Annotated in this window: 21 protein-coding genes; 17 read left to right on the top strand and 4 right to left on the bottom strand. The window is 65.4% G+C overall.

Annotated elements, in window-relative coordinates; all coding sequences use genetic code 11:
• Positions 1-60: 60 nt before the first annotated feature.
• A complete protein-coding gene (locus Q9R14_RS07015) occupies positions 61-192 on the top strand; it encodes a hypothetical protein (RefSeq protein WP_306003939.1) in 132 nt (43 codons plus the stop codon).
• A 2-nt stretch (positions 193-194) separates the two neighbouring features.
• On the opposite strand, the gene Q9R14_RS07010 is transcribed toward Q9R14_RS07015, so the two are convergent.
• On the bottom strand, positions 195-947 hold the full coding sequence (locus tag Q9R14_RS07010) for a hypothetical protein (protein WP_306003938.1): 753 nt from the start codon (positions 945-947) through the stop codon (positions 195-197).
• 454 nt (positions 948-1401) lie between these two features.
• On the opposite strand from Q9R14_RS07010, the gene rpsL reads away from it, so the two are divergent.
• The 5 genes from rpsL to Q9R14_RS06985 all read left to right on the top strand — a co-directional run bounded on the left by rpsL (position 1402) and on the right by Q9R14_RS06985 (position 7630).
• Positions 1402-1776: a 30S ribosomal protein S12 gene (gene rpsL, locus Q9R14_RS07005; protein ID WP_008260482.1), complete on the top strand. Its 375-nt coding sequence runs from the start codon at positions 1402-1404 to the stop codon at positions 1774-1776.
• An 81-nt stretch (positions 1777-1857) separates the two neighbouring features.
• On the top strand, positions 1858-2331 hold the full coding sequence (gene rpsG, locus Q9R14_RS07000) for a 30S ribosomal protein S7 (RefSeq protein WP_017506744.1): 474 nt from the start codon (positions 1858-1860) through the stop codon (positions 2329-2331).
• Positions 2332-2476: 145 nt separating this feature from the next.
• Complete coding sequence (fusA, locus tag Q9R14_RS06995) at positions 2477-4555, top strand: elongation factor G (RefSeq protein WP_055754906.1); 2079 nt, start codon at positions 2477-2479, stop codon at positions 4553-4555.
• Between the two features lie 109 nt (positions 4556-4664).
• Entirely contained in the window at positions 4665-5855 is a 1191-nt protein-coding gene (tuf, locus tag Q9R14_RS06990) for an elongation factor Tu (protein WP_017506879.1), read from the top strand.
• A 179-nt stretch (positions 5856-6034) separates the two neighbouring features.
• Positions 6035-7630 (top strand): carboxylesterase/lipase family protein, encoded by a 1596-nt coding sequence (locus tag Q9R14_RS06985; RefSeq protein ID WP_306003937.1) that lies wholly within the window; start codon positions 6035-6037, stop codon positions 7628-7630.
• Here the strand turns inward: Q9R14_RS06985 and Q9R14_RS06980 are convergent.
• Positions 7627-8694: a L,D-transpeptidase family protein gene (locus tag Q9R14_RS06980; protein ID WP_306003936.1), complete on the bottom strand. Its 1068-nt coding sequence runs from the start codon at positions 8692-8694 to the stop codon at positions 7627-7629. The two genes, Q9R14_RS06985 and Q9R14_RS06980, sit on opposite strands and share 4 nt — an antisense overlap.
• Positions 8695-8732: 38 nt before the next feature.
• Positions 8733-8894: a hypothetical protein gene (locus Q9R14_RS06975; RefSeq protein ID WP_306003935.1), complete on the bottom strand. Its 162-nt coding sequence runs from the start codon at positions 8892-8894 to the stop codon at positions 8733-8735.
• 149 nt (positions 8895-9043) lie between these two features.
• Between Q9R14_RS06975 and Q9R14_RS06970 the strand changes: the two genes are divergently transcribed.
• The 3 genes from Q9R14_RS06970 (at position 9044) to Q9R14_RS06960 (ending at position 12115) form a co-directional block, all read left to right on the top strand.
• Entirely contained in the window at positions 9044-10204 is a 1161-nt protein-coding gene (locus Q9R14_RS06970; RefSeq protein WP_306003934.1) for a GNAT family N-acetyltransferase, read from the top strand.
• A gap of 10 nt (positions 10205-10214) precedes the next feature.
• Positions 10215-11129, top strand: a complete 915-nt coding sequence (locus Q9R14_RS06965) for a transcriptional regulator (RefSeq protein WP_306003933.1) — start codon at positions 10215-10217, stop codon at positions 11127-11129.
• A gap of 98 nt (positions 11130-11227) precedes the next feature.
• Positions 11228-12115, top strand: coding sequence for a GIN domain-containing protein (locus Q9R14_RS06960; protein ID WP_306003932.1), 888 nt, complete (start codon positions 11228-11230; stop codon positions 12113-12115).
• 118 nt (positions 12116-12233) lie between these two features.
• Here Q9R14_RS06960 and Q9R14_RS06955 read toward each other — a convergent pair whose 3' ends face one another.
• On the bottom strand, positions 12234-12986 hold the full coding sequence (locus Q9R14_RS06955; RefSeq protein WP_306003931.1) for a porin: 753 nt from the start codon (positions 12984-12986) through the stop codon (positions 12234-12236).
• A gap of 590 nt (positions 12987-13576) precedes the next feature.
• On the opposite strand from Q9R14_RS06955, the gene rpsJ reads away from it, so the two are divergent.
• The 8 genes from rpsJ to rpsC are packed head-to-tail and all read left to right on the top strand — an operon-like array spanning position 13577 to position 17854.
• Positions 13577-13882, top strand: coding sequence for a 30S ribosomal protein S10 (gene rpsJ, locus Q9R14_RS06950; RefSeq protein ID WP_003164367.1), 306 nt, complete (start codon positions 13577-13579; stop codon positions 13880-13882).
• A gap of 21 nt (positions 13883-13903) precedes the next feature.
• On the top strand, positions 13904-14653 hold the full coding sequence (gene rplC / locus Q9R14_RS06945; RefSeq protein WP_039248546.1) for a 50S ribosomal protein L3: 750 nt from the start codon (positions 13904-13906) through the stop codon (positions 14651-14653).
• On the top strand, positions 14653-15291 hold the full coding sequence (gene rplD / locus Q9R14_RS06940) for a 50S ribosomal protein L4 (RefSeq protein ID WP_017506058.1): 639 nt from the start codon (positions 14653-14655) through the stop codon (positions 15289-15291). Before rplC ends, rplD begins: the two co-directional genes overlap by 1 nt.
• Positions 15291-15593, top strand: a complete 303-nt coding sequence (locus Q9R14_RS06935) for a 50S ribosomal protein L23 (RefSeq protein WP_017506057.1) — start codon at positions 15291-15293, stop codon at positions 15591-15593. The genes rplD and Q9R14_RS06935 overlap by 1 nt, the downstream gene beginning before the upstream one ends.
• A 4-nt stretch (positions 15594-15597) precedes the next feature.
• Positions 15598-16434 (top strand): 50S ribosomal protein L2, encoded by an 837-nt coding sequence (rplB, locus tag Q9R14_RS06930; RefSeq protein ID WP_017506056.1) that lies wholly within the window; start codon positions 15598-15600, stop codon positions 16432-16434.
• 2 nt (positions 16435-16436) lie between these two features.
• Positions 16437-16715: a 30S ribosomal protein S19 gene (gene rpsS, locus Q9R14_RS06925; protein ID WP_017506055.1), complete on the top strand. Its 279-nt coding sequence runs from the start codon at positions 16437-16439 to the stop codon at positions 16713-16715.
• Between the two features lie 3 nt (positions 16716-16718).
• On the top strand, positions 16719-17099 hold the full coding sequence (gene rplV, locus Q9R14_RS06920; protein WP_017506054.1) for a 50S ribosomal protein L22: 381 nt from the start codon (positions 16719-16721) through the stop codon (positions 17097-17099).
• On the top strand, positions 17099-17854 hold the full coding sequence (gene rpsC / locus Q9R14_RS06915) for a 30S ribosomal protein S3 (RefSeq protein ID WP_017506053.1): 756 nt from the start codon (positions 17099-17101) through the stop codon (positions 17852-17854). Before rplV ends, rpsC begins: the two co-directional genes overlap by 1 nt.
• Position 17855 lies beyond the last annotated feature (1 nt).

Below are 17855 nucleotides of genomic sequence, written 5' to 3'. Positions count from 1 at the left end.
TCTATGCCTTGACGCGTGCGTGGATTGCGGCGAACTAAACCGAGGTTGTGTGGGGCTGCCATGACGAAATCCGACAAGGTGCTGTGGGGCCTAACGGCTGTGATGCTGTCGCTCTTCGTCGTCGTCGAAGCCAAGACGATGATGCTCAACCTCGGCGCAACCATGCACGACGCCTACTGCCAGGATCACTGACCTCAGTCTTTCCACCGCTCCATCGGGGCCGAAGCGCCCGGCGTGATCGGTGCGCCGCCGGCCCGGTGGCCGTCGCGTCGGGTCTGGACGTTGCGGGTCGAGTCCGGCGCCAGCGACGGGTTCAACTGAGCGCCGGCGCAGCCCGTGCCGAAGTTCGAGCCGACGCAGTCCGCCGGGCCCACCACGCCGACGCCGCCGGACAGAGGACGACGTCGCGCCTCCCATTCGGCCAGACGCCGTGCGCCCTCGCGAGCAAAGGCGGCGTCGCGCTCGGGGTTGCCCGTGCCGGTGATCGGAGCGGCGTTCATGCCGCGTCGCATGGCGTCCTCGCGGCAATGGGCGCGCTCGGCGGCGTCGAGCTGTTGCGGCGTGGTGCAGCCGATCAGGCCCTGACGCAGGACGCGGGACATGGCGCCGGCGCGGTCGTTCGGATTGACCGTCCAGGCGTCCGGCGGCGCGGGCGCGCCCTGCGGTGCCGGCGCGGCGATCCGCGGACGAATCGGAGACGGGCGGACATCCTGCGGCGTCTGTTGAAGGGAAGGGAGCGTTTGAACCGTCGGGCGCGCGTTCCGCGCTGCGGCCGCCACGTCGTTGATTGCGCGCGCCTGGACCGGCGTTCTAGGCCACTCGTCGGGCAGCAGGGGGCGGGGCGTGATGTCGACGTAGATCGGCGGCTGTTCGGGCGCGACGAGGTCTCCCTCTACGCCTAGGGCCGTGAACGACAGGAAGGCGATCAGCGCGGTGTTGATCGCCACCGACGCCGTCGCCAAACCCGCTTTTCGCCAGTCGAGGCGTCGGTCGGGTCGCGTCACCTGTGCAAACGCCAATGCGTCGTCCCCCTTGCTCCAATGCAAGCTGTGCTAGAAGCATGGCCGCTTTCGGGCGGAAGGCGAACCGACGACAACGGAAGCACCGCCTGGTTTCTGCTCTGAAGATGAGCGTCGCCTTGACCTTCGCGCCCATCGCGCGTAGAAGCCGCCCACTTTCGAGGCGTGGCCGGTTCGCCGGTCGCTGAGATCGTGACAATCGAACGGACGGGCTGTGCCCGCCGGAACGCCCAAAGCGCGCGTTCCGGTTTTTCTGTTTGGGTGGTCGCGCGATCAGTCTCGATGACACCCGGGCGAGGGGATGGTCCCCCGTTCACAAGAAGGCGAGAGGCGCTTCGGTCGAAAGACACACGCCTCCATCAGAAGTCGAGACGAGTTTCGAATGCCTACGATCAACCAGCTGATCCGCAAGCCGCGCAAGCCCAAGCCCACCCGCAACAAGGTGCCGGCTCTGGAGGGTTCGCCCCAGCGTCGCGGCGTCTGCACCCGCGTTTACACCACGACCCCGAAGAAGCCGAACTCGGCTCTGCGTAAGGTCGCCAAGGTCCGTCTGGCCAAGAACGGCTACGAAGCCGTGTGCTACATCCCCGGCGAAGGCCACAACCTGCAAGAACACTCGGTTGTTCTGATCCGCGGCGGCCGCGTGAAGGACTTGCCCGGCGTTCGCTACCACATCCTGCGCGGCGTTCTGGATACCCAAGGCGTCAAGGACCGTAAGCAGCGTCGTTCGCACTACGGCGCCAAGCGTCCGAAGTAAGCCATTCTTCTCCGGGCCGTCGCGCCTGGAGGCCATTTCGAGATCATCCCGGCGCTGGTCGGGCACTGCAAGGAATACCCCATGTCGCGTCGTCACCGCGCCCAGAAACGTGAAGTTCTGCCGGATCCCAAGTTCGGGGACCTGGTCGTCACCAAGTTCATGAACTACGTCATGTACGAAGGTAAGAAGGCCGTCGCCGAGAACATCGTGTACGGCGCCTTCGATATCCTGGCCGAGAAGAAGAAGGACCAGGAGCCGGTCGCGACCTTCCACGCCGCTCTGGAAAACGTCTCTCCGTCGGTCGAAGTGCGCTCGCGTCGCGTCGGCGGCGCCACCTATCAGGTGCCCGTCGAAGTCCGTCCGGACCGTCGTCGCGCCCTGGCTATCCGCTGGCTGGTGAACGCTGCGCGCAAGCGTGGCGAGAACACCATGACCGAAAAGCTGGCCGCCGAACTGCTGGACGCTTCGAACAACCGCGGCACCGCGGTCAAGAAGCGCGAAGACACCCACAAGATGGCCGAAGCCAACCGCGCCTTCAGCCACTATCGCTGGTAACGCCTTCAAAGCGTCATCTGCGCTGACTATCTAAGGGTTTCCGGTGCGGGCGGTTTGAGCTAAATCGCCCGCACTCGCTTATCCGAACACCGACATCCTTCCGAGGGCGCACCTGAGCGTCCTGAAATTTTCAAGGCACGCTTTCATGGCCCGCACTCACAAGCTCGAGGACTACCGCAACTTCGGCATCATGGCCCACATCGACGCGGGCAAGACGACGACGACCGAGCGGATCCTGTATTACACCGGTAAATCCCACAAGATCGGCGAAGTCCACGACGGCGCTGCGACCATGGACTGGATGGACCAGGAGCAGGAGCGCGGCATCACCATCACGTCCGCCGCGACGACCGCCTTCTGGCAGGGCAAGCGCCTGAACATCATCGACACCCCCGGCCACGTGGACTTCACCATTGAAGTCGAACGTTCGCTGCGCGTCCTCGACGGCGCCGTGACCGTGCTGGACGGCAACGCCGGCGTCGAGCCGCAGACGGAAACCGTCTGGCGCCAGGCCGACAAGTACAAGGTGCCGCGCATCGTCTACGTCAACAAGATGGACAAGATCGGCGCCGACTTCGACGCCTCGGTCGAGTCGATCCGCGACCGTCTGGGCGCCAAGGCCGTGCCGATCCAGTTCCCGATCGGCGCTGAGTCCTCGCTGTCGGGTCTGGTCGATCTGGTCCGCATGACCGGGGTGGTCTGGGACAACGACGGCCTGGGCGCCTCCTACAAGGACGTGCCGATCCCGGACGACCTGATGGACAAGGCGATCGCCGCGCGTCAGTACCTGATCGACAACGCCGTCGAGCTGGACGACGAGGCGATGGAAGCCTACCTCGAAGGCAACGAGCCCGACGAAGCCACCATCAAGAAGTGCATCCGTAAGGCCGTTCTGACCGGCGCCTTCTATCCGATCCTGTGCGGATCGGCCTTCAAGAACAAGGGCGTGCAGACGCTGCTGGACGCCGTCGTCGACTATCTGCCGTCGCCGCTGGACATCCCGCCGACGCCGGGCATCGACTTCAAGACCGAAGAGCCCGTTGTTCGTAAGGCTTCGGACGAAGAGCCGCTGTCGGTCCTGGCCTTCAAGATTATGGACGACCCCTTCGTCGGCTCGCTGACCTTCTGCCGCCTGTACTCGGGCAAGATGGAAACCGGTCAGTCGCTGCTGAACTCCAGCCGCGACAAGAAAGAGCGCGTCGGCCGGATGCTGCAGATGCACTCCAACAACCGTGAAGACGTCAAGGAAGCCTACGCCGGCGACATCGTCGCCCTGGCTGGCCTGAAGGAAACCCGCACGGGCGATACCCTGTGCGATCCGATCAAGTCGCCAGTCATCCTGGAGAAGATGGAGTTCCCGGCGCCCGTCATCGAGATCTCGGTCGAGCCCAAGACCAAGGGCGACCAGGAGAAGCTGGGCGTCGCCCTGGCCAAGCTGGCCTCGGAAGATCCCTCCTTCACCGTCTCGACCGACCACGAGTCGGGCCAGACGATCCTGAAGGGCATGGGCGAGCTGCACCTGGACATCAAGATCGACATCCTGAAGCGCACCTACAAGGTCGAGGCCAACATCGGCGCGCCGCAGGTCGCCTATCGTGAATCGCTGGGCCGCAAGGTCGACATCGACTACACGCACAAGAAGCAGACCGGCGGTACGGGCCAGTTCGCCCGCGTCATGATCACCTTCGAACCCGGCGAGCCGGGTTCGGGCTTCGTGTTCGAGAACTCGATCGTCGGCGGCGCAGTGCCGAAGGAATACATCCCCGGCGTTGAAAAGGGCCTGAACTCGGCCAAGGACAACGGTCTGCTGGCCGGCTTCCCGCTGATCGACTTCAAGGCGACGCTGACGGACGGCAAGTACCACGACGTCGACTCCAGCGTGCTGGCGTTCGAAATCGCGTCGCGCGCCGCCTTCCGCGAACTGAAGGAGAAGGGTTCGCCCAAGCTGCTCGAGCCGATCATGGCGGTGGAAGTCGTGACCCCCGAGGAATACCTCGGCTCGGTCATCGGCGACCTGAACGGCCGTCGCGGCATGATCCAGGGTCAGGACATGCGCGGCAACGCCACCGTCGTGAACGCCTTCGTGCCGCTGGCCAACATGTTCGGCTATGTGAACACGCTGCGCGGCATGTCGCAGGGCCGCGCCCAGTTCACCATGCAATACGACCACTACGAGCCGGTGCCGCAACACGTCGCCGACGAAGTGATCAAGAAGTACGCCTAAGCTTTCCCTTTTCGGAAAGCCCGCCTATATGCGCCCGGACCGTAAGGACCGGGCGTCCTTAACCCCCAAACTGCAGGAACCCCGGTTCGGGGACCTTAGGAGCTAGAAAATGGCCAAGGAAAAGTTCGAACGGACGAAGCCGCACTGCAACATCGGCACGATTGGTCACGTTGACCACGGCAAGACGACGTTGACGGCTGCGATCACGATGACGCTGGCGAAGGCCGGCGGCGCGAAGGCGATGAACTACGCCGACATCGACGCTGCGCCGGAAGAGAAGGCGCGCGGTATCACGATCAACACCGCGCACGTGGAATATGAGACGGCCAACCGTCACTACGCCCACGTCGACTGCCCCGGCCACGCCGACTATGTGAAGAACATGATCACCGGCGCGGCGCAGATGGACGGCGCGATCCTGGTGGTGTCGGCCGCTGACGGCCCGATGCCGCAGACCCGCGAGCACATCCTGCTGGCCCGTCAGGTCGGCGTGCCGGCCCTGGTGGTCTTCATGAACAAGGTCGACCTGGTCGACGACGAAGAACTGCTGGAACTGGTCGAGATGGAAGTGCGCGAGCTGCTGAGCAGCTACCAGTTCCCCGGCGACGACATTCCGATCACCAAGGGTTCGGCCAAGGCCGCGACCGACGGCGTGAACCCGGAAATCGGCGAACAGCGCGTTCTGGCCCTGATGGAAACCGTCGACGCCTACATCCCGCAGCCGGAGCGTCCGGTCGACCTGCCGTTCCTGATGCCGGTCGAAGACGTGTTCTCGATCTCGGGCCGCGGCACCGTGGTCACGGGCCGCGTCGAGAAGGGCATCATCAAGGTCGGTGAGGAAGTCGAGATCGTCGGCATCCGTCCGGTCCAGAAGACGACCTGCACGGGCGTGGAAATGTTCCGCAAGCTGCTGGACCAAGGTCAAGCGGGCGACAACGTCGGCGTTCTGCTGCGCGGCACCAAGCGTGAAGACGTCGAGCGCGGCCAGGTTCTGTGCAAGCCGGGCTCCATCACCCCGCACACCAAGTTCCTGGCCGAAGCCTACATCCTGACCAAGGAAGAAGGCGGTCGTCACACCCCGTTCTTCACGAACTATCGCCCGCAGTTCTACTTCCGCACGACGGACGTGACCGGCATCGTTCAGCTGAAGGAAGGCGTCGAGATGATCATGCCGGGCGACAACGCCGAGCTGAACGTCGAGCTGATCACCCCGATCGCGATGGACCAGGGCCTGCGCTTCGCCATCCGTGAAGGCGGCCGCACCGTCGGCGCCGGCGTCGTGGCCAAGATCATCGCCTAAGCTAAACGGCCTCAAGCCGCGCGCCTCCGCGAGGCGCGCATAGGCCAAAGACAAAGTAGCGTAACAGAACGGCCCCCGGAGCGATCCGGGGGCCGTTTTGCTGTTTGGGCGACTACCGGGCCCGCAACGGGCAGGACGCTCAGGCGTTGAGATTGTCTGCCCAACAGCCAAGGTTCACGATGCGTCTGATCTCGTTGCTTGCGTGCCTTGTCGCCCTGTCGGCCTGCGCCACCCATCCCGGCAAGGTCGATCAGGTCCGGTTCGCCAAGGACGCCGAGCCGATACTGGCGACGACCGAATCCGGGACGGTGCGCGGCGTCGATGGGGCGGGGACGCGAGCGTTCCTCGGCGTGCCGTTCGCGGCGCCGCCGGTAGGCGATCTGCGTTGGCGCGCGCCGCAACCGGTTGAGGTCTGGCAGGGCGTTCGGGACGCGACGCGGATCGGTGCGGACTGTACCCAAGCGATCGGACGCCGCTCGATCCTGGGCGGCGGCGGCGGCATCGTCGTCGGGTCCGAGGACTGTCTGTATCTGAACATCTATGCGCCGGGCGGAGAGGCGGCCGAGGCGCGGCCGGTGATGGTCTATATCCCGGGCGGCGCCTTCACCGTGGGGGCGGGCGCCAACTACGACCCGTCGAAACTGGCCCGCGAGCAGGGGCGGGTGGTCGTGACGATGAATTATCGGCTCGGCGCGCTGGGTTGGCTGGCGCATCCGGGGTTTCAGGCGACCGGCGAAGGCTTCGGCGGCAACTTCGGCTTGATGGATCAGCAGGCGGCGCTGAAGTGGGTGCACCGGAACATTGCGGCCTTCGGCGGCGACCCGGGCGACGTCACCCTGTTCGCCGAGAGCGCGGGGGCGTGGACAGCCTGTTATCTGATGGCGTCGCCGCAATCGGAAGGGCTGTATCAGCGGGTCATCATGCAGAGCGGCGGATGTCTCGAGCCGTCGTCCCTGGTCAGGGCGCAGGACGCGGCCCAGTCGGGGCCGATGTTCGCAGAAAGGCTGGGCTGCACCGGCGAGGATCAGATCGCGTGTCTGAAAGCGCTTCCGGCCTGGCGGCTGTCGCGCGCGGCGTCATTGAGGGCGGGCATCAACGGGCCGGGATCATGGGGGCCGGTGCACACGGACGCCACTGTGCCGGAAAACCCGGCGGTCGCGATCCGCGAGGGGCGGTTCATACGTGTGCCCGTCCTCGTCGGGACGAACCTCGATGAGGGGCGGCTGTTCGCCAACGAAGTGCAGGACATGGATCGCTATCAAAAGGAGACGATCTGGATGTACGGCGACCAGGGTGAGCGGGTGCTGGCGCGCTATCCGGTGGGGGAGGACGGGCCTGCCTATGCCATCGCCACCAACTTTACCGACCAGAGGTTCGCCTGTCCGTCACAGGCTTTGCGACGACTGCTGGCCCAGCATGTGCCGGTGTGGGGCTATGAGTTTGCCGATCGCGAGGCGCCGTTCGTCTTGCCCGACTGGATTGTCGGTCTGGACCTGGGCGCCTATCACGCCAGCGAACTGGCCTATGTGTTCGGAACGCGCTGGGTGTTTGCTGATCCAAAGCGGTTCACGCCTGAGCAGAGAGCGCTGTCGGAGCGGATGCAAAGGCTGTGGGCGACGTTCGGGCGTTCGGCCTTCGCCGCCGAATGGCCCCGCGTCGAGGGTGCGGGGCCGGTGCGCGTGTTCAAGCCACAAGGCGATGTCATGGACGACGGCTTCTTCGAACGCCACCACTGCGACTTCTGGGACGGGACGCCGTTCGGCGCCGTCCACTAGATAAAGCGGACGGTGACGCCCGGCTTGACCTTGTCGGCCAGCATCCAGGCGTCCCAGTTGGTCAGGCGCACACAGCCGTGCGAGGCCGTCTTGCCGACCAGATGAGGGTCCGGCGTGCCGTGGATCCCGTAGCTCGGCTTGTTCAGATCGATCCAGACGACGCCGACCGGATTGTTGGGGCCCGGTTTTACGACGACCTTCTTCTTGCCGTCGCCATAGCTGAGTTTCGACGGGTCGTAGGTGTAGTCCGGGTTCCGCGCCACGCCGTTGACCTTGACCGTGCCGGTCGGGGTGGGATTGTCGCCGCTGCCGATGGTGGCGGGGAAGTAGGCGATCAGCTTGCCGTCGGCGTCGAACGCCTTGACCGAGCCTTCGCTCTTGTCGACGTCGATGTGGTCCACGTCGGCGGGCAGGGGGGCGGTGTTGACGGCGGGGACGAGCAGGCCCTGGCCCACGCGATTGAAGTCGGCGCCGGGGTTCATGGCGCGCAGCAAGGCCTCGGTGACGTGGAAGCGCTCGGCCAAGGCCTCGACGATATTGGCGTAGCCCATGTGGGCCGCCTGACCCTGAGCTTCCAACTCCGTGGGAACGACGCCGAGGTAGGGTCCGGCGATGTCCTGCTGAGTGATGGTGTAGGTGGTGGTCACTGCGCCCGGTCCGGCGGCGGCGCGCAGGCTTCCCATCACGTCGGCGTTCAACTCGCCGTTCACCGTCATGCCGTTCGCTTCCTGAAACGCCGAGATCGCCTGGCGCATGTTCGACCCCGCCAGGCCGTCGATCGCGCCGGGCGAGAAGCGGGCGCGTTCCAGAAGAACCTGGGCGCGGATCAGGGCGGGCTGCGGCTGCTGCTGGGCGGCATTCGCGGCTGCCGGCTGCCCCTCTTGCGCGGCGGGCGGCGGCGCATAGGCGGTGTTTTCGATGGCGTCTCGAGAGAGCGGGCCGGTTTGGCCCACTTGCGCGGTCTCGGCCGTCTGCGCCGCTGGGGCGGATGTGTTCTCTTCCTTCGGCGAGCAGGCGCCCAGAGAGAGAACAGCGAGTGCGGCGAGGTAGGCAGGACGGTTCATAAGAGACTTTCGAGATGGTGAGTGCAGTCGGTCGGTGTTCAGTTGGGTTCGCCGGTCGCGGGGTCGGTTTCGGTTTCGCCGGAGTTGGACGAGTCCTTCGAGCGCTTGGGCTCGGTCGCCGGGCGCGGCGGCTGGCCGTCGGCGTCCGGCCGCAGGTTCTCGTTCTCGACGGCTTTGCTGTCAGGGCGTTGATCGGTCATGGTCTTCTCCTTGGGTCACTCAAACGCGCCAGGGCGACCGCGGCTCCTTCAACGTGCATTCACCATGACGGTGAACCCTGATGAAACGCGCATGGGGCAGGGTGCGATGTGGAATGGACCTTGCTGCGCAAGGCCCGAAGAGGATGCGTATGGCCGGAATGCTGCAGGTCGAGATCATGGACGCGGCGGCGATGAACGCCGGCGCTGTCGCCCTGTGGCGTGCGTGGACGGCTGGCAATCCCGATCTGGCCAGCCCGTATTTCCGCTGGGATTATGCCGAGATCGCCTCGCGGGTCTGCCCCGGCGCGGCGATCGCCGTGTTCCGGCGAGATGGCGAGATCGTCGGCTTCTTCCCGCATCAGCGACGCGGCGGAGCGGTGCAGCCGCTGGGCGCGCCCATGAACGACTATCACGGCGTCATCGCCCCGGCGGACGAGACGATCACGCTGGAAGAGGTGGCGCGGCTGTTGAAAGCCAAGCGGCTGAACGTGCCCGGCTGGATCGGCGCGGGCGAAACAGGCCAGACGCGTGAGACGGTGCAGGTGGCCATGCCCGAGGCGGGCTATGACGACTGGTACGCCGAGCGTCGCAAGACCTTCGGCAAATACTTCAAGGACAAGGAGCGGGCGCGCCGCAGTTTGGAGGCCGAACTGGGGCCGATCCGGGTGGAGCGGGGTCTCAGAGATCCGGTGCTGCTGGATCATTTGATCGCGCTGAAGGCGGCGCAGTATCGGCGCTCGGGCCTTCATGACATCTTCGCCTGCGGATGGACGCGGGATCTGCTCCACGCTCTGATGAGCGAGCCGCGAGAAGGCTTCGGCGCTTCGATGGCGGCGATGCACGCGGGCGACAAGCTGGTGGCGATCGAGTTCTCGCTGCACGCCGGGCGGCATTACCATTTCTGGTTCCCGGCCTATGAGCCAACGCTTGCGCGGTGCTCGCCGGGCATCCTGCTCAGCATGGACACGATGCGGCTGGCGGCGGCCGAGGGCTTCCGGGTGTTCGACTTCGGCTTCGAGGGCGAGACCTACAAGAAGTATTTCGTCAACGCGCGCCAGACGGTGCGCGAAGCCGTGGTGATGCAGCCGGGCGTGACCCAGGCGCTGGGCGACATCACGGTCGCGGCGCTGAACAGGGCGGGCGGACGCGGCGAGGCGGTGCGGGCGTCCCTGCGTCGGCGCTGGGCCACGATCGAAGCTTGCGAGGCGACGCCGGTCGGGCGGCTGAGGGGCGCCGCGGTCGCCGCACGGTCGGCTGTCCAGAAGGCGGCTGCGAAGAAGAAGACGCCGGCGCGCGTCGCCCACGTTTGAGGATATCGGCATGACCCAACGCCGCACACGCTATCCGGGCCCGATCGCCGAGGCCAAGACACACGCCCACACCCTGATCGAGCAAGGATTCGCCGAGGACGCGGCGCTGGCCGCCGTGCTGGATCGCTATCCGGCCGAGCTGTTCGACATCAACCTGTATGACTACGACGAGGAGGGGCAGGTGTCCTTGCGCACCGGCGCGCGCGGGCGGCTGTCAGGTGAGGAGTTGCTGGAGGCGATCAAACAGGGTCGGCTGTGGGTCAATCTGCGCGGGGTCGAGACCGGCTGGCCCGAACTGTGGGCGGCGGCGATGAAGGATTTCGCCGCGATCCAGGCGACCTATCCGGGGATGCGGGCGGTGCGAAACGCGGGGCAGCTGATCCTGTCGTCGCCCAAGGCGCGCGTGCCCTATCATTTCGACGCGGCGGGCGTGGTGCTGTTCCATCTTCGTGGGCGCAAGCGGCTGTTCGTCTATCCCGGCGACGAGGGGCATCTGCCCGAGAGAAACATGGAACAGGTGGTCGCGCGTCAGACGACCGAGGAACTGCCTTACACGCTGGCGTTCGAACAGGATGCGCAGGTCATGGATCTGGAGCCAGGCCGCGCCCTGACCTGGCCCCTGTATGCGCCGCACCGGGTGGAGAATCTGGACCGCTTCTGCGTCAGCCTGTCGATGGATTTCCAGACCTGGCCGTCGCGGTTCCGCAACGGCGCGCTGTTCACCAATGCGGTGATCCGCAGCCGGGGCGGGCGGCCGCGCTTCACCGACGGCATGACGACGCCGGAGCTGGCGGCGCGCTGGGCCGCGTCGCTGGCGCTGAAGAAGGCGGGCGCGATGAAAAGCAAGATCGCAAACTTCGAGCGCGACTTCGAGCCGGAGATCGGCGCGGCTGACGGCGCGGGCGCGCTGAACGCGACGTTATAAGCTCGAGGCGTTAATTCGAGTTCATGACCTCGAGTTAAAATGACTTGGGCGCGGACGGCGCGCACCTTCTCCTCACATTCGGGAAGGGAACACCGCTCATGAAAACCGCACTGATCGCCGCCGCCGCCGTCGCCACCCTGACCGGGTTTGTCGCGGCGCCCGCTTCGGCCGCCGAGGTCGAGATCCGCAACGCCGTCGCCCGTGTGGTGGTCATCGTCGAGGATCGTCAGGATATCGGGGTCGAGGTCACGCAAGGCCAGACACGCTTGCCGGCCATTCAGGTTCGCCGCGACGGCAATGACGTCAAGATCGACGGCGGCTTGCGGCGTAACGGCATGTGGGGCGGCAACAGCGCCATTCGCGGCTGCAACTCCGGTCGCAGCGATGCGGGCCAGCCGGGGCAGGGCGCCACCGTTGAGGTGCGCGACCTGGGGCGGATCCGCCTGGAAGACGCGCCGCTGATCGTCGTGCGTACGCCGCGCGCCGTTGACGTCAGCGCCAGCGGCGCGGTCTTCGGCTCGGTCGGACGCGGCGCGCGATCGGTCGAGTTGGACAATGGCGGCTGCGGCAACTGGAACGTGGCCAATGTGGATGGCGATGTGGAACTGGGCCTTGGCGGATCAGGCGCGATCCGCGCGGGCACGTCTCGATCGCTGAACGCCAGCGTCGGCGGGTCTGGCTCCATCTCGGCCGGAGCAACCGGAGCCCTGAAGGCGGCCGTCGGCGGATCGGGCAATGTCGAGGTGGCCAGCGCCGGCGGACGCAGCGAACTGTCCATCGGCGGCTCGGGCGGTGTGAATGTGCGGGAGGGCCGAATGGACAAGCTGTCGGTCGCCATCGGCGGCTCGGGCGATGTTCGCTACGGCGGCGCGACGCGCGACCTGGACGTGGCGATCGCCGGATCGGGCAGCGTCCGCGTCGCCTCGGCAACGGGATCGGTTTCTCGCTCCGTCGTCGGATCGGGAACCTTGCAGATCGGGCAATAAGACCCGAGCGACGAGAAGGCCCCCGGTCGTGGAACCCCGGGGTTCTTTTCCCTTCTAAACAAAAAGCCCCGGCGGATTGCTCCGCCGGGGTTCTTCGCATGGCTCAGGTCCGAGACGCTTAGAAGACGTTCAGGACGCTGGAGATGGCCGAGACGCCCAGGTTGGCGCCGGCGCGGTCACGCGCTTGCAGACCACCGCCGAACGAGTAGCGCAGGCCGACCGACCAGGTGTCGACGTCCAGCGCATCGATGTCGGCGCGGGTGTAGGCGGCGCCCAGCGAGAACGGGGTGTTCTCGAACTCGTATTCGGCGCCCACGCCGTAGGTCCAGGCGTCGGTGTCGCCGCCCGAGAAGTCGACGTTGTTGTAGGCGACGCCGGCGTTCAGGCGCAGATTCGGCATGACGTAGAAGGCGGCGTCAGCGCCGACGGTCCAGATGTCGGCGTCCACGTTGTCGGCGGTCGTGTAGGCGACCTGGCCGGTCAGGGTGGCGTTCGACAGATACTTCTGCGCTTCGGCGCCGACGGTCCAGATCGGCTCGTTGCCGCTGCCGATGCCGTTGGCGGCGACGAAGGCGCCGGCGCGGACGTCGGAGGACCACATCTTGGTCAGGTGAGCGGCGGCGGCGCCGGTGACGTCTTCTTCGCCAAAGGCCTTGGTGTAGTCGATCGCGCCGTTCAGGGTCACGGTCCAGTCCTGGGCCGGCAGGGCGACCGAGCCGTCAACGGTCCAGACGTCGGCGTCGACGTCGTCGCCGGCGACTTCGATCGACGGGTTGGAATAGGTCACGCCGACCGAACCGATGGCGTCTTGGGCGAAGGCCGGGGCGGCGAACAGGGCGGCGGCGGCCGTGGCGAGGAGGATCGTCTTCATTTTTCTTTTGTCCTTAGCAGTCTGCACCCGGATGGGGGTCCGGGGAGGGGCGCTGCTATCAGGCTAAGACGAAGCGGAGCAAAAAACCGACGTTCGATTGGCCTGGGATGGCAAGGTTGTTGCGCAGCAGCCACGCGTTGCGGCCAGAATGTGTCACGACTTGGCGATCTGTGGGGCAAGTCGTTAATCGCGCGCTGCAGTCGCGCTCGTGCATTATAAAGAGGGCGTCCAACGCCGCCGACGTCGCCGCCGAATGTGTCTTCGCGCCGTGGAGAGCCCTCGGCGAAGACCGCGTCGAAATCCTGTGTCAGCCCGGGTTTGCGCGCTTGACGAAATCAGAATCGATAGGCATAAGCCACCACTCTTGTTGGACCGGCTGTGCAGTTCGCTGCAAACGCGGTTCGCAAGAACGACCTAAGTCACTGTTCTTTGCAGCTTCTTGGGATATCAACGGCCTTCGCGGGCAACTGCGTGGGCCGATCGTTTTTGCGGATTTGCGTTCCCTGAGGGCTTTTTGCCCGAAGGCCTTCGGTCTTTGAAATGGTTCACAGGGACGCGGTCCTCCGACCGCATTGGAAGTAAGCACCGATATGGATCAAAGCATCCGCATCAGGCTCAAGGCCTTTGATCACCGCGTCCTCGATTTTTCGACGCGCGAGATCGTTAATACCGCCAAGCGCACCGGCGCGACCGTTCGCGGTCCGATTCCGCTGCCGACCCTGATCGAGAAGTTCACCGTGAACCGCTCTCCGCACGTCGATAAGAAGTCGCGTGAGCAGTTTGAAATCCGCACGCACAAACGCGTGCTCGACATCGTCGACCCCACCCCGCAGACCGTGGACGCGCTCATGAAGCTCGACCTGTCCGCCGGCGTGGACGTCGAGATCAAGATTTAAAGTAGAAAGAGGCGGGATCCGATGCGCACGGGCGTGATCGCCAAGAAGCTGGGCATGACCCGCGTGTTCGCCGATGACGGCGCGCACGTACCGGTCACTGTGCTGCAGCTCGACGGCTGCCAAGTCGTCGGCCAACGTACCCAGGAGCGTGACGGCTACGTCGCTCTCCAGCTGGGCGCTGGCACGAAGAAGGCCAAGAACACCAACAAGGCTCAACGCGAGACCTTCGCCAAGGCGGAAGTCGAACCGAAAGCCTATGTGACCGAGTTCCGCGTCGATGCGGACGGTCTGCTGGACGTGGGCGCCGAACTGTCGGCCGAACACTTCCTGGTGGGCCAGAAGGTCGACATCCAGGGCGAGACCATCGGTAAGGGTTTCGCCGGCGCCATGAAGCGCTGGAACTTCGGCGGCCTTCGCGCCACCCACGGCGTTTCGGTCTCGCACCGTTCGCACGGTTCGACGGGTAACCGTCAGGACCCGGGTCGCACGTTCCCCGGCAAGAAGATGGCCGGCCACTACGGCGCCGAGACCGTCACCACCCAGAACCTGACCGTCGTCCGCGTGGACGCCGAGCGTGGCCTGATCCTGATCAAGGGCGCTGTCCCCGGTCACGACGGCAGCTACGTCAAGGTTCGCGACGCCATCAAGAAGGCTCGCCCGGCCGACGCTCCGTTCCCCGGCGCGCTGAAGTCGAGCAAGTCTGCTGCTCAACCCGCCTCGACCCCGGCTGAAGAAGCTCCCGTCGAAGCGACCGAAGGCGGTGAAGCGTAATGAAACTCTCTGTCATCCAACTCGACGGCAAGGCTGCTGGCGACGTGGAACTGTCGGACGCCGTCTTCGGCATCTCCGACATCCGCGGCGACATCCTGGCCCGCACCGTCAACTGGCAACTGGCCAAGCGCCGCGCCGGCACGCACAAGGTTCAAACCCGCAACGAGAACTCTCGTACGGGTAAGAAGATGTACAAGCAAAAGGGCACCGGCGGCGCTCGTCACGGTTCGCGCCGTGCACCGCAGTTCGTCGGCGGTTCGCGCGCCTTCGGCCCGATCGTTCGCGATCACGGCTTCTCGCTGCCCAAAAAAATCCGCGCCCTGGCTCTGCGTCACGCCCTGTCCTCCAAGGCCAAGTCGGGCGACCTAATCGTGGTCGACACCGTCTCGGTCAAGGAAGCCAAGACCGCTTCGCTGCGCGAAACGCTCGGCAAGCTGGGCTGGACCAAGGCGCTCATCATCGCGGGTCCCGAAGTCGATACGAACTTCGGCCTGGCCGCACGCAACATCCCGCACATCGACGTGCTGCCGAACGCCGGCCTGAACGTCTATGACATCCTGCGGGCTGACAAGCTGGTGCTGACGAAGGCCGCCATCGAGGCCATCGAAGCCCGCTTCAGCGATAAGGAAGCCGCGTAATGGCCGCTCAACCTACCGCCAAGCACTACGACACCATCCTGGCCCCGGTGATCACCGAAAAGGCCACGATCCTGTCCGAGCAGAACAAGGTCGTCTTCCGCGTCGCCGACACGGCGTCCAAGGACGAGATCGCCGCTGCGGTCGAAAGCCTGTTCAAAGTCAACGTCGTCAAGGTCAACACCCTGGTTCAAAAGGGCAAGACCAAGCGCTTCCGGGGCATCCTGGGTCGTCGCGTCGACATCAAAAAAGCGATCGTGACGCTGGCCGACGGCCAGTCGATCGACGTCACCACGGGGCTCTGATCAGATGGCCTTGAAAACCTACAATCCGACTTCGCCGGGCCGTCGCGCCCTCGTGCTGGTCGACCGTTCGGAACTCCACAAGGGCCGTCCGGAAAAGTCGCTGACTGAAGGCCTGACCAAGTCGGGCGGACGCGGGCAGGGCGGTCGCATCGCGGTCCGCTTCCGCGGCGGCGGCGCCAAGACCCTGTACCGCAAGATCGACTTCAAGCGTCGCAAGTGGGACATGGTCGGCACGGTCGAGCGTCTGGAATACGATCCGAACCGCACGGCCTTCATCGCCCTAGTCACCTATGCCGACGGCGAGAAGACCTACATCATCGCGCCGCAACGCCTTAAGGCGGGCGACACGATCGTCGCAGGCGAAAAGACCGACGTGAAGCCGGGCAACGCCATGCCGCTTCGTTCGATGCCGGTGGGTACGATCATCCACAACATCGAAATGAAGCCGGGCAAGGGCGCCCAGTTGGCCCGTTCGGCCGGCGCCTACGCCCAGCTGGTCGGTCGCGATCAGGGCTACGCCCAGATCCGTCTCGGCTCGGGCGAACTGCGCATGGTCCTGGACGGCTGCATCGCCACGGTGGGCGCGGTTTCGAACCCCGACCACATGAACCAGAACCTGGGCAAGGCCGGTCGTAAGCGTCACATGGGCTGGCGTCCGCACGTTCGCGGCGTCGCCATGAACCCGATCGACCACCCGCATGGTGGTGGTGAAGGCCGGACCTCTGGTGGTCGTACCCCCGTCACGCCGTGGGGTAAGGACACCAAGGGCACTCGTACCCGCAAGAACAAGGCTACGGACAAGTACATCATCCGTACCCGCCACGTTAAGAAGGCTCGCTAAGAATGGCCCGCTCCTCCTGGAAAGGCCCGTTTGTCGACGGGTATCTGCTCAAGAAGGCCGACGCCGTTCAATCGTCGGGCCGCAAGGACGTGATCAAGACCTGGTCGCGCCGCTCCACCATCCTGCCGCAGTTCGTCGGTCTGACGTTCGGCGTCCATAACGGTCAGAAGCACGTGCCCGTGTCGGTCTCGGAAGAGATGGTCGGCATGAAGCTCGGCGAGTTCGCCCCGACCCGGAACTTCCCGGGTCACGCGGCGGACAAGAAGGCCAAAAGGAAGTAACCGATGGCCCAGACAAAAAACGAGCGTCGGGTCGCCCCGACCGAGGCCCGCGCCAAGCTGGTCAACGTGCGCATCAGCCCGCAAAAGCTGAACCTGGTCGCCGCTTCGATCCGCGGCATGCCGGTCCAGAAGGCGCTGAACGAGCTGGAGTTCAGCCGTAAGCGCATCGCCGGCGACGTCCGCAAGGTCCTGTATTCGGCGATCTCGAACGCCGAGAACAACCACAACCTCGACATCGACAATCTGGTCGTCGCCGAGGCCTTCGTGGGCAAGAACCTGGTGATGAAGCGTTTCGCGAGCCGTGCTCGCGGTCGTTCGTCGCGCATCCTGAAACCGTTCAGCGAGATCACCATCGTGGTCCGTGAAGCCGGCGAGGCCGCCTGATGGGACAGAAAATCAATCCGGTCGGTCTGCGCCTCGGCGTGAACCGCACGTGGGACAGCCGCTGGTTCGCCGCCGGCGCCGACTATTCCCGCCTGCTGCACCAGGACCTGAAGCTGCGCGAGTGGCTGCGGGAACGCCTGGCCGCCGCCGGCGTGTCGCGCATCATCATCGAGCGCCCGCACAAGAAGTGCCGCATCACCATCTACGCCGCCCGTCCGGGCGTCGTGATCGGCAAGAAGGGCGCTGACATCGAGAAGCTCCGCAAGGACATCTCGGCGCGCACCGAGGGTGAAGTTCACCTGAACATCATCGAAGTCCGCAAGCCGGAAACCGATGCGCAGCTGATCGCCGAGAACATCGCGCAGCAGCTGGAGCGCCGCGTGGCCTTCCGTCGCGCCATGAAGCGTTCGATGCAGTCGGCCATGCGTCTGGGCGCCAAGGGCATTCGTATGAATGTCTCGGGTCGTCTGGGCGGCGCGGAAATCGCTCGTATGGAATGGTACCGCGAAGGTCGCGTGCCGCTTCACACGCTGCGCGCCGATATCGACTATGGCTTCTACGAAGCCAAGACGACCTACGGCATCATCGGCGTGAAGGTCTGGGTCTTTAAGGGTGAAGTGCTGGAGCACGATCCCATGGCGCAGGACAAGCGTTGGGCCCAGGAAGCGTCGGGTCCGTCCTCGAACGAAGGCCGCGAACGCGGCGGCCCCCGTGGCGACCGCGGTCCGCGTCGCGACCGGGGACGTGAGAACTAAG

Source organism: Brevundimonas sp. C43 (assembly GCF_030732185.1).
GTDB lineage: Bacteria > Pseudomonadota > Alphaproteobacteria > Caulobacterales > Caulobacteraceae > Brevundimonas > Brevundimonas diminuta_C.
This window is presented reverse-complemented; position numbering and strand designations above follow the sequence as displayed.